Source organism: Bradyrhizobium sp. (assembly GCF_030693485.1).
GTDB lineage: Bacteria > Pseudomonadota > Alphaproteobacteria > Rhizobiales > Xanthobacteraceae > Bradyrhizobium.
This window is the reverse complement of the sequence record NZ_JAUYAN010000292.1, coordinates 15,663-27,243: the sequence shown is the minus strand read 5'-3', so window position 1 is coordinate 27,243 and position 11,581 is coordinate 15,663. Positions and strand designations below refer to the sequence as shown.

At 63.6% G+C, this 11,581-nt stretch carries 12 protein-coding genes; 7 read left to right on the top strand and 5 right to left on the bottom strand.

All coding sequences use genetic code 11. The annotated features are described in order from the left end of the window. Both carB and Q8N40_RS21170 read right to left on the bottom strand, forming a co-directional pair. The coding region (gene carB / locus Q8N40_RS21175; protein ID WP_305713183.1) for a carbamoyl-phosphate synthase large subunit at positions 1–1,557 on the bottom strand (1,557 nt) is incomplete at its 3' end. A 435-nt stretch (positions 1,558–1,992) separates the two neighbouring features. Then, entirely contained in the window at positions 1,993–2,688 is a 696-nt protein-coding gene (locus Q8N40_RS21170) for a class I SAM-dependent methyltransferase (RefSeq protein WP_305713185.1), read from the bottom strand. Positions 2,689–2,809: 121 nt separating this feature from the next. On the opposite strand from Q8N40_RS21170, the gene Q8N40_RS21165 reads away from it, so the two are divergent. After that, positions 2,810–3,361: a Dps family protein gene (locus tag Q8N40_RS21165; RefSeq protein WP_305318462.1), complete on the top strand. Its 552-nt coding sequence runs from the start codon at positions 2,810–2,812 to the stop codon at positions 3,359–3,361. Positions 3,362–3,515: 154 nt separating this feature from the next. After that, positions 3,516–3,887 carry a hypothetical protein gene (locus Q8N40_RS26740; RefSeq protein ID WP_370870782.1) on the top strand — a complete coding sequence of 124 codons (372 nt, stop codon included), beginning with the start codon at positions 3,516–3,518 and terminating at the stop codon, positions 3,885–3,887. A gap of 47 nt (positions 3,888–3,934) precedes the next feature. On the opposite strand, the gene Q8N40_RS21160 is transcribed toward Q8N40_RS26740, so the two are convergent. The 3 genes from Q8N40_RS21160 to carA form a co-directional block, all read right to left on the bottom strand. Next, a complete protein-coding gene (locus Q8N40_RS21160) occupies positions 3,935–4,456 on the bottom strand; it encodes a hypothetical protein (protein ID WP_305713182.1) in 522 nt (173 codons plus the stop codon). Between the two features lie 51 nt (positions 4,457–4,507). Next, positions 4,508–5,005 (bottom strand): PaaI family thioesterase, encoded by a 498-nt coding sequence (locus tag Q8N40_RS21155; protein WP_305713181.1) that lies wholly within the window; start codon positions 5,003–5,005, stop codon positions 4,508–4,510. A gap of 240 nt (positions 5,006–5,245) precedes the next feature. Continuing rightward, the gene (carA, locus tag Q8N40_RS21150; RefSeq protein ID WP_305713180.1) at positions 5,246–6,436 is read right to left on the bottom strand and encodes a glutamine-hydrolyzing carbamoyl-phosphate synthase small subunit; all 1,191 of its coding nucleotides are present in this window, start codon (positions 6,434–6,436) and stop codon (positions 5,246–5,248) included. A 169-nt stretch (positions 6,437–6,605) separates the two neighbouring features. On the opposite strand from carA, the gene Q8N40_RS21145 reads away from it, so the two are divergent. From Q8N40_RS21145 to Q8N40_RS21125, 5 genes are all read left to right on the top strand, one after another. Continuing rightward, positions 6,606–7,307, top strand: a complete 702-nt coding sequence (locus Q8N40_RS21145; protein ID WP_305713179.1) for an alpha/beta fold hydrolase — start codon at positions 6,606–6,608, stop codon at positions 7,305–7,307. A 69-nt stretch (positions 7,308–7,376) separates the two neighbouring features. Continuing rightward, positions 7,377–7,832 carry a GatB/YqeY domain-containing protein gene (locus tag Q8N40_RS21140; RefSeq protein ID WP_305713178.1) on the top strand — a complete coding sequence of 152 codons (456 nt, stop codon included), beginning with the start codon at positions 7,377–7,379 and terminating at the stop codon, positions 7,830–7,832. A gap of 44 nt (positions 7,833–7,876) precedes the next feature. After that, entirely contained in the window at positions 7,877–9,073 is a 1,197-nt protein-coding gene (locus tag Q8N40_RS21135; protein WP_305318457.1) for an NADH:flavin oxidoreductase/NADH oxidase, read from the top strand. Positions 9,074–9,092: 19 nt separating this feature from the next. Next, positions 9,093–10,703, top strand: a complete 1,611-nt coding sequence (locus Q8N40_RS21130; protein WP_305713177.1) for an acyl-CoA synthetase — start codon at positions 9,093–9,095, stop codon at positions 10,701–10,703. Between the two features lie 95 nt (positions 10,704–10,798). Continuing rightward, positions 10,799–11,578, top strand: a complete 780-nt coding sequence (locus Q8N40_RS21125) for a DUF2189 domain-containing protein (RefSeq protein WP_305320263.1) — start codon at positions 10,799–10,801, stop codon at positions 11,576–11,578. Positions 11,579–11,581: the final 3 nt, after the last annotated feature.

Sequence of the window (11,581 nt, the reverse complement as noted above, 5' to 3'; positions counted from 1 at the left end):
GACCTCGGCCTCGGTGGCCTGGGTCAGCACCGCCAGCCGTGCGTCGGAAAATCCCATGGCCTTCAGGGTCCGCATGCCGAACGCATGTGCGGGCAGGCCGCTCTGCTTGATCTTGCTTTCCATCTCGACGATGCCGCGCATTTCCGCGAGGAACCAGGGATCGATCTTGCAGGAGGTGAAGATCTCGTCGTTGCTCCAGCCGAGCCGCATCGCCTGCGCCACCTGCAACAGGCGGTCCGGCGTCGGCGTGCCCAAGGCGGCGCGGATCGCATTCTTGTCGTCGCTGCGACCGAGGCCCTCGATCTCGATTTCGTCGAGCCCGGTCAGCCCGGTCTCGAGGCCGCGCAGCGCCTTTTGCAGGCTCTCCTGGAAGGTGCGGCCGATCGCCATCACCTCGCCGACCGATTTCATCGAGGTCGTCAGCGTGGTGGAGGCGCCGGGAAATTTTTCGAATGCGAAGCGCGGAATCTTCACGACGACGTAATCGATGGTGGGCTCGAACGAAGCCGGCGTCGCGCCACCCGTGATGTCGTTGGCGATTTCGTCCAGCGTGTAGCCGACCGCGAGCTTGGCGGCGACCTTTGCAATGGGAAAGCCCGTGGCCTTTGAAGCGAGTGCGGAAGAGCGCGACACCCGCGGATTCATCTCGATCACGACCATGCGGCCGTCGGCGGGGTTGACGCCGAACTGCACGTTGGAGCCGCCGGTTTCGACCCCGATCTCGCGCAGCACCGCCAGCGAGGCGTCGCGCATGATCTGGTATTCCTTGTCGGTCAAGGTCAGGGCAGGCGCCACCGTGATGGAATCGCCGGTATGCACGCCCATCGGATCGAGGTTCTCGATCGAGCAGATGATGATGCAATTGTCTTTCTTGTCGCGCACCACCTCCATCTCGAACTCCTTCCAGCCGAGCACGGATTCCTCGATCAGCACTTCGGAGGTCGGCGAGGCATCGATGCCGCGTTCGACGATCTCGATGAATTCCGCCTTGGTGTAGGCGATGCCGCCGCCGGTGCCGCCCATGGTGAAGGAGGGGCGGATCAGGGCCGGGAAGTCGATCACGTCGAGCGCGCGCAGCGCGTCCGGCAGTGTCTTCACCTGGACCGACCGCGGCGTCTCCAGCCCGATCTTGGTCATCGCCTCGCGAAAACGCTGGCGGTCCTCGGCCTTGTCGATGGCATCTGCGGTGGCGCCGATCATCTCGACGTCGAATTCCTCCAGCGTGCCCTGCTTGCGCAACGACAGCGCGCAGTTCAGCGCGGTTTGGCCGCCCATGGTCGGCAGCAAGGCAAAACCCCTGGAACGGTCGCCGCGTTCCTTTTCGATGATCTTGGCGACGATTTCCGGGGTGATCGGCTCGATATAGGTGGCATCGGCCAGTTCCGGGTCGGTCATGATAGTGGCCGGATTGGAATTGACCAGGACGATGCGGTAGCCCTCGTCCTTCAGCGTCTTGACCGCCTGGGTGCCGGAATAGTCGAATTCGCAGGCCTGACCGATCACGATGGGACCGGCGCCGATGATCAGGATGGTGGAGATGTCGGTTCTTTTGGGCATCAAGTCTCGGTGTCAAGTCTTGGGGGCTGGGAACTGGGCACAAAAAAAGGGCGCGCCTGTCGCGCGTCCCTCAAACCCGGCGCTTGGGATCAACCTCGCGCGCGGGTGGTCTTTAGACCAGATTCCGCACCCGCGAAAGGGTCTTAAAGGCCCCATCAACCGGCATTTTTGCGTGGTTTGGGAGGGCGGCCCAGTCTGTCTACGCCTTCGCTACGCTCAAGCTACGCCGGACACGCTTCGCTTTCGGTCCTGCGTGGCTGCGCCACGCGTAGCCTGAAGGGCGAAGCGTAGAGGCCCGGCCTGGATTTGAACCAGGATAAAGAGCATTGCACTGCTCCCGCGTCGACGCTTTCCGCCACCGGGCCGAACCAATCATTGTCGATCACGCCGGGGTGATCCATGTTTACCCTTCATTAACCCTAACGCGCCGGCGGACTAAAACGCGTGGCGCGCCACGAAGGTCATCCGCCACGGGTTGTGGCCGATATTGGAATGCGCGCGCGAGGCAGTGAAACCGCTGGCGGCCAGTTTTGCGACCATCCCGGCTTCGCTGTAGCGCTGCAGTCCCACCTTGGCGCGCAATTGCCGGTAGTCCGACAGCGCGGTCGAGACCAGCCCGACCAGCGCATCCTTCAGGAAGCCGTGGGTGAGCGCGAAGCGCAGCAATGCCGCCACGTCCCTGACCATGCCGACTTCAGGGCGCAGGATATCGCCCACCACCAGCCGGCCGCCGGGCTTCAGCAGCCGTTTGACCACCGCAAAGGCCTGGTCGAGTTCGGCCGGCGTCATGTATTGGGCGACCGAGTTCATGACCGCGAGATCGATGGATTTTTCCTCCATCTTACGGAGGTCATCGAGCGAGCGCACCCGGATCTTCGTGTTCGGGGCAAAGCGTGCGATCAACCGGCCGCGCACGCCGGGCGCGGGTTCGGCAAGATACAGCTTGCCGCAGGCGTCGGCGACCTTGGCCGCGGACAGTGCTTCGCCGCAGGCGTAATCAAGCACCACAGCATCGGGGGAGGAGATGTAGCCGATGATGTCCCGGGCGATGATCTGGAAATGCAGGTCGCGATGCAGCCTGCTCGCGTAGATTGTATGCGTGGAATCGTAATAGTCGATCCAGTCGTCCATCGCTGATGTGTCCGGCAAAACGGGGTTCCGGGCGTGGAACCCGGTACGTATATGCTGCGTTAGATGGTCCGGCGACCACTGTCCAACGTCGAATATCCGGTTCCTAACAGGAAGGTGCAACGTGAGCAAAGCCAAGGCAGAGAACAAGGCCGATAACAAGTCCAGCAAGGTGTCCCCCGACCTCGATACGCCCACCGACCTGCCGCAGGGGGGCGTCGACAAGATTTCGGCGGCGCTCAATCTGCTGCTGGCCGACGCCTTCGCGGTCTACATGAAGACCAAGAATTTTCACTGGCATGTCTCGGGCCGGCATTTCCGCGACTATCATTTGCTGCTCGATGAGCAGGCCGCCGCGATCTTCGCCACCACCGACGAGTTGGCCGAACGTGTCCGCAAGATCGGCGGCGTCACGCTGCGCTCGATCGGGCAGGTCGCGAAATTGCAGACCGTCAAGGACAACAACGAGTCCTACGTGCCGCCGCGCGAGATGCTGCGTGAATTGATGGAAGACAACAAGAAAATGGCGGCGGCGATGCGCAAGGCGCGCAAGCTGGCCGACGACTACGAAGATGTCGGCACCACCTCGTTGCTGGAAAACTTCATCGACCAGACCGAGCGCCGCACCTGGTTCCTGTTCGAAGCCACCCGCCAGCAAGGCGGCAACGCGGCGTAGGACGATATCGTCATCCTGAGGCGCGAGCCGGACAGCGCGTGAGCGCTGTTCGGTGAGCCTCGAAGGATGACTATCCCCCGCGGCCATCCTTCGAGGCGCGCAAGAGCGCGCACCTCAGGATGACGGCGGTGTTTGTGGCGCGCCAATCCGTTTAATGGCCTTGCTCTCGTTTGCCATTGCCCCCATTCTGATGGGCGGCATAATCCCCAATGCGGGTACGGAAATGCGATCAGACGAGATCGAGGCGGTAGGGATAGACGGCGATGGCTCGCTTTGGGTTAAGCCAGCCTCGTGTACCTTTCCGTTCATCTATCGGGCAGCGATGGAAGTGAATTGGGACGATGGACGGCAGTGTTTATACGCTCCCAAGCCGCGTGAGTGGTCATATTCCAAATGGTTTCGCCAGATCATTGATGCAGCGCGGAGCGAATACGGCACGGAGTTGAGGATTGTGCCGACCACATCTTGGTCTAATGTTGAAGTAAGTCTTCGCCGGGAATTTTCGGCCTCAATCGACGGGGGATAGGCGTCCCTGGCAGGTATGGGTTCTTGCGGGGCTACGATTAGGTTCTGCTACTTCCACAGCCGCACCAGCGGCCCATCCGCGCCCAGCACCGGGTCGGTTTTTGGCAACTTCACCTGCGGAATCGTCTGCAACGCCTTCGCATGTTTTTCCGGCGTCGGTCGCTGCAAGTCCATCGGCGGGCCCGGCGGATAGGCGCCGACGACACGGAAATCGCGGCTCGACGCCAGACATTGATGCCCGGTGCCGGCGGGCAGGATCGCGACGTCGCCGGCAGAAATTTCCAGCACCTCGCCTTGGTCGCCGCCGAAGCGCACCTTTGCATGGCCGCGTGCGACGCCGAGCACTTCATGCACGGTGGCGTGATAATGCGCAAAATCATACACGCCGTTGCGCCACATCGCGCCCCAGCCATTGGCGCCGAACACGCCCTCGATGGTTGTTTCGGGATGCCCGTTGGCGACGTCGATCGCGCCCTTGTAGACCAGGAACGGCATCGGATTGTTGGGAACGAGGCCGTCGTCCGCGAACACGAAGGTGAGCGGTTCGACGTCCTGGCGGACGACAGGCATGATGGTTCTCCGAACGAAAGGATACGCGTGGATTCAACCGGTGTCAGCCGCTCAAGTTCCCCTCGGTATCTCGAACACCAGGCAGGTCGTGGTGGCATGCGCCAGCAGCCGGCCCTTGGCGTCGGTAATGCGCGCCTCCGCCGTCGCGGCGCGGCGGCCGACGCTCAAGGTGCGGCCTTCGCTGCGCACCGGGCCGGTGTCCTGGGTCATGCCCTTGATGAAGGAAATCTTGAACTCCAGCGTGGTGTAGCCGGTGCCGGCCGGCAGCGCGGAATGCACAGCAAGGCCCATCGCCGAATCCAGCAGGATCGCAGCGTAGCCGCCATGCACCGAGCCGATCGGATTGTAATGCCGGAAGCCGGGGACGCTGTGGAACGCCACGATGCCGGGCTCGGTGCTGGAATCGAACGGTTCGACCGTCTGCATGATCGGCGGCGCCGGCAACCGGCCCTCGAAGATGGCGCGAACGAAATCGACGCCCGCCATCGACGCCATGACCTCGGTCGGGGTGACGCCGTATTCGACGGCGGGGGTGGGCGCGTCGTTCATGGGGATACCTGCGACTTATTATGATGATCATCATACTAAATCGTATTCTCACGCGCCAGCGTTTTTGCGCCTCTCAGCCTACGCCGCCGTCATCCTGAGGTGCGCTCGGCGGCGCTGTTGCGCCGATGAGCGCCTCGAAGGATGGCCGCGGGGCTGGTCTCTCCATCCTTCGAGGCTCGCCCGAAGAGGGCGAGCACCTCAGGATGACGGCGGAGTGGCTGCGCAAGGACGACGGCGGAACTACCCGCCCTTCTTCGCCCGCATCAGGTCCGCGAACCGCTTGAACAGATAATGCGAGTCGCGGGGGCCGGGGGAGGCTTCGGGGTGATACTGCACCGAGAACACCGGTCGCCCGTCGAGCGAGATGCCGCAATTGGAGCCGTCGAACAGCGAGATGTGGGTTTGCGTCGCGCCCGCTGGCAGGGTGTCCTGGTCCACGGCAAAACCGTGGTTCATGGAGGTGATCTCGACCTTGCCGGTGGTCTCGTCCTTGACCGGATGATTGGCGCCGTGATGGCCCTGATGCATCTTCCTGGTCCTGGCGCCGACGGCGAGGCCGAGCATCTGGTGGCCGAGGCAAATGCCGAATGTCGGCGTGCCCGAAGAGATCACCTTCTGGATCACGGGCACGGCGTATTTGCCGGTTTCGGCGGGATCGCCGGGGCCGTTCGACAGGAACACGCCGTCGGGCTTCATCGCCAGAATGTCTTCGGCCGAGGTGGTCGCCGGCACCACCGTGATCTTGCAGCCTTCGCCGGCCAGCAGCCGCAGGATGTTGCGCTTGATGCCGTAGTCGATCGCGACGACGTTGAACTCGGGCGCGGTCTGCCGGCCGAAACCCTTTTCCCACGCCCACGGCGTCTCATCCCAGGTGAAGCGCTGCGCGGATGTCACCATCGGCACCAGGTCCATGCCTTCGAGGCCGGGCCATTCGCGGGCTTCTTCCTTCAGGCCATGCAGATCGAACTTGCCGTCTTTGGCATGCGCGATCACGGCATTGGGCATGCCCTTGCTGCGGATCAGTGCGGTCAAGGCGCGGGTATCGATGCCGGACAGGCCGATGATGCCGCGCGCCTTCAGCCACTGGTCGAGATGCCTGGCGGAGCGGTAGTTCGAGGGATCGGTGATGCCGGCGCGCAAAATCACGCCGCGCGCGCCTGGCGTCGCCGCCATGTTCACCGTCTCGATGTCCTCGTCGTTGGTGCCGACATTGCCGATATGCGGAAAAGTGAAGGTGATGAGCTGTCCGGCATAGGAGGGATCGGTGAGGATCTCCTCATAGCCGGTCATCGCGGTGTTGAAGCAGACTTCGCCGACCGCCTGGCCTTCCGCGCCGAGGCCGAAACCTTCCAGCACGGTGCCGTCGGCAAGCACGAGGAGCGCGGTCGGTTTGTGGTCCGGCCAGGCTGAACTGTTTTCTGGAGATGTCATGAGCGCATTACATAGTCGCCGCATTCCCGGGCGTCAAAGCCGGAAGCAGCGGATTCACATGCACTTTGCGCATATTTGACAGGCGGGGCGGGGGTCCTAATCTGGAGTCACCCGTCCAGGGCCGATTTGCCCGATTTACCCCCGAAAACCGCCCGATCCGGAGCCAAGCATGGACAATCCGATGCCGATCCTGCTGGTTCCGGGGCTGGCCTGCTCGCCGCGCATCTATGCGCCTGTTGTCCCGGCGTTGTGGCGATTCGGTCCGGTGACGGTGGCCAATCACATCCGCGACGACCATATGGGCGCGATCGCCCGCCGGATCCTGGCCGAGGCGCCGCCGCGCTTCGCGCTGGCCGGCCATTCGATGGGCGGCTACATCGCCTTTGAAATCATGCGGCAGGCGCCGGAGCGGGTGGCAAAGCTGGCGTTGATGAACACCCAGGCGCGCCCCGATACGCCGGAGGCCGGCGAACGGCGGCGCGGCCAGATCGCCCGTGCCAAAGCCGGCGAATACCGCGCCATCCTCGACGAGCTGTTTGCCGGCTTCGTGCATCCGTCGCGGCGGGATGACGCTTCCTTGCGCCAGCTGGTGCATGACATGGGCGACGATGTCGGGCCCGAGGGCTTCGTGCGCCAGCTGACGGCCATCATGGGCCGGCCGGACTCGCGGTCGACGCTGGCGTGGATCAAGTGCCCGACGCTGGTTCTATCCAGCGACGAGGACAACACCGTGCCGAATTCGCTGTCGACGGAAATGGCCGGCGGCATTCCCGGGGCCAAACTCGTCATCATCCCCGATTGCGGCTACCTGACGCCGCTGGAGCAGCCATTGCCGACTGCCGAGGCGCTGGTCGAATGGCTGCGGAGCTAGTTGTTTCCGGGGGACGAACGGCCTAGATCAGGGGCTTCCAGCGACTTCAGCCCGCGAGAGGACATCACGATGCTGCGCGACGACATCAACAACGCCGTCAAGGACGCGATGCGGGCCAAGGACGAGCGCAAGCTTTCCACGCTGCGCATGGTCAACTCGACAATCAAGAACGCGGATATTGCGGCACGTGGCGAAGGCAAGCCGCCGCTCAGTGATGCGGACCTTCTTGGCGTATTCCAGAAGATGATAAAACAGCGCCAGGAATCGGTCGAGCTCTACGACAAGGGCGGCCGCGCCGAACTCGCCAATCAGGAGCGCGAGGAGATCGCGATCATCACGGCGTATTTGCCGAAACAGATGTCGGACGACGACGTCAAGGCGGCGATCGCAGCCGCCGTCTCTGAAACCGGCGCCGCCGGCATGAAGGACATGGGCAAGGTGATCGCGGTGCTTAAAGCGAAATACGCCGGGCAAATGGACTTTGGCAAAGCCAGCGGGCTGGTGAAGGCGGCGCTGTCCTCTTAACCTCGCCTCGCTTGCGCGACGTACCCAATTTAACAGGCAATCCCATGTCATCTTCCGTACCCGACCGCGTCGACTCTGCAGGCCCGTTGCTGTTTCAGCCGTTCAAGATCCGCGGCCTGACTCTCAAGAACCGCCTGGTCGTGCCGCCGATGGTGCACTACCGCGCCGGACCCGGCAGCACCTGCGGCATGTTTCACAACGTGCATCTCGGCCGCTATGCGCTGGGTGGCTTTGGGCTAGTCTTCGTCGAGGCGACCGCCGTCGAGGAAATCGGCCTGATCAACGAACATGACCTTGGCATCTGGAACGCCGAGCAGGCGCGAAGCTTCAAGCCGCTGATCGACTTCATGCGGGGCGAGAACACGGCGATCGGCATTCAGCTCGCGCACGGTGGACGCAAGGCGTCCTCGCAGCGTGCAATGGACGGTATGGGTCCGCTCACTCCCGAACAGATCAAGGCGGGAGCCAGGGTGTGGCAACCTGTAGGCCCAACCAGCGAGCCGGTTGCGGCGGGATGGCTTACCCCGCGCCAGCTCACGACTGCAGAGTGCCGGGCGATGGCGGGTACCTGGGCGAATGCGGCTCGCAACGCAGTCGCTGCGGGCTTCGATACGATCGAGATCCACACCGCCCATGGCTATCTGCTGGCCTCGTTCCTCTCTCCCGTTTCCAACACGCGCAATGACGAATATGGCGGCGATCGCCAGGGACGCATGCGCCTGCCGCTCGAGATCGTCGAAGCGGTACGGCGCGAAATGCCGGACACGATGCCACTGTTCGTGCGCGTCTCCGCCGTCGACGGCGCCCAGAATGGCTGGAATCTGGATGACACGGTCGCGTTCGCCGTCGAATTGAAGGCCCGCGGCGTCGACGTGATCGATTGCTCTTCCGGCGGCATCTCGGGCTCGGCGACGGCCGCCCAGGTTCCTCGCGGTCTCGGTTTCCAGGTGCCTTATGCCGAACGGGTCCGCAAGGAAGTGGGCATCGCGTCGATGGCGGTCGGCATCATTCTCGAAGCCGAGCAGGCCGAAGCCATCCTGCAGAAGGGGCAGGCCGACCTGGTCGCGGTCGGCCGGCAATCCCAGTTCAATCCCAATATCGCGCAGCACTGGGCCCATGATCTCGGAATCAACGCGAGATTCGAGGATTGGGCGCCCGAATATGGTTGGTGGCTGGAGAAGCGCATTCGAACCATGGAAGGCTTCGCGACGCCGACCGGAGTCGTCACGCGACGTTCATAGGAAGCCAACGGCCGCACCCATGCTCACCGAAGCCTCCGACTACGAAACCCTGTACCGCGACTTCCGCTGGGAGATCCCAGACCGGCTCAACCTCGCCACCGTGTGCTGCGATCGCCATGCCGATGGCAGCAATCGCCTCGCGCTGATCTATGTCGATGAGGATGGCGCCGCGACGCGCACCTCGTTCGATGCGGTAGCCGGGTTCTCGCGCCGTTTTGCCAACGTGCTGAAGGCGGACGGCCTGGTTCGCGGCGACCGCGTCGCGGTGTTTCTCTCGCAGTCGCTCGAATTGCCGATCGCGCATCTCGCCGCTTTTCGCTCGGGCATGGTGTCGATCCCGCTGTTTGCGCTGTTCGGCGAGGACGCGCTGGAATTCCGGCTGGCGAATTCCGGCGCCAAAGCCATCGTCACCGATGCTGCCGGCTACGAGAAGCTGGCGAAAATCCGCGACCGCTTGCCGGATCTGAAGAACGTCTATGTGATCAGCGACGCAGCGCCGGCCGGCACAAAAGCGTTCTGGCCCCAGCTCAAGGCGGCATCCGCGGATTTTGCGACGGTCGATACCTCGGCCGACGATCCCGCCTTGATCATCTACACCTCAGGCACCACGGGCAATCCGAAGGGCGCGCTGCATGCGCACCGCGTGGTGCTCGGCCATCTGCCCAATGTCGAGATGTGCCATGATTTCCTGCCCAAGCCCGGCGACCTGATGTGGACGCCGGCCGACTGGGCGTGGATTGGCGGGTTGATCAACGCGCTGTTCGCGGCCTGGTACCACGCCGTGCCGATCGTCGGCCATCGCGCGCGCAAATTCGAGCCGCAGGCGGCGATGGCGATGATGGCCGATTACGGCGTCCGCAACGCGTTCCTGCCGCCGACCGCGCTGAAGCTGATGCGGCAGGCCGGCGTCACCCATCAAGGCGTCAGGCTGCGCAGCATCTTTACCGGCGGCGAGTCGCTCGGGGGCGAACTGCTCGGCTGGGTCCGCGCCACCTTCGGCATCGACGCCCATGAAGTGTTCGGCCAGACCGAATGCAATCTGGTGATCGGCAGCAATTCAAGACTGTTTCCGATCCGGCCGGGCTCGATGGGCAAGGCGACACCCGGCTTCGATGTTCGCATCGTCGACGAGAGCGGCGAGGAACTGCCGCGCGGAACCCGCGGCGTCATCGGGGTGCGGCAGCCCAATCCCTGCACCATGCTGGAATACTGGCGCAACCCGGAGGGCACGGCGAAGAAATACGCCGGCGAATTCCTGCTGACCGGCGATCTCGGCATCCAGGATAAGGACGGCTATTTCTGGTATGTCAGCCGCGAGGACGACGTCATCACCACGGCCGGCTATCGCGTCGGGCCGTCAGAGATCGAGCACACGCTGATGAAGCATCCGGCGGTGGCGATGTCAGCGGTGGTCGGCATTCCCGATCCGATCCGCACTGAATCCATCAAGGCCTGGATCGTGCTGCGGCCGGGCTTCGCGCCTGGCGACGCGCTGGCGCGCGAGATCCAGGATTTCGTCAAAGTGCAACTCGCCGCGCATGAATATCCACGCTTCGTGCAGTTCACGGACACCCTGCCGATGACCGCGACCGGCAAGGTGCTGCGGCGGGAATTGCGAAAGCTGGGGTAGATTCGCCGGCACCTCTCCCGGGCGATTTGACCCAGATCAACACGCGGCAAGCCGCGGCCTGCACCAATTCCCGAAACGTGAGGGGAGGGAATGCCATGGCATCGGTATCCGGCAAGGTCGATCCCGTGGTGCGGCGCATCACCGCCACCGACATCGCCGAGGCGCTGAGCCGGGGCCTGCGCGATTTCCAGGCCATGCCGTTCTATGGCCTCGCGTTCGGCGCGATCTATGCGGCGGGCGGCATCGTCATTCTGCTCAGCCTGACGGCGTTCAGCATGGTCTATCTGGCCTATCCGCTCGCCGCTGGCTTCGCGCTCATCGGGCCTTTCGTGGCGATCGGCCTGTATGAAGTCAGCCGCCGGCGCGAGGCCGGCGAGCCGGTCTCGATCGCCGGCATCTGGGCCATGGTGAGGTCGCGCGGCGAACTCGGCTGGATGGCGTTCATCACCTTGTTCATCTTCCTGATCTGGATGTACCAGGTGCGCCTGCTGATCGCGCTGCTGCTCGGACTCAATGCCTCTTTCGCGACCCTGCCGCAATTCATCACGGTGGTGCTCACCACCAATGAGGGCCTGCTGTTTCTAGCCATCGGCAATGCGGTCGGCGCAGCGCTGTCGCTGATCCTGTTCTCGCTGACGGTGGTGTCGTTCCCGCTGCTGCTCGACCGCGACGTCGATTTCGTGACGGCGATGGTAACCAGCGTACGCGCCGTGGTAATGAGCCCGCTGCCGATGATCGGATGGGCCGCCGTCATCGTTGTCCTGCTGATCGTTTCCGCGATGCCTTACTTTCTCGGCCTGCTGGTGACGCTGCCGGTGCTCGGCCACGCCACCTGGCATCTCTACCGGCGGATCGTCGAGCCGCTGCCCACTTAGGAC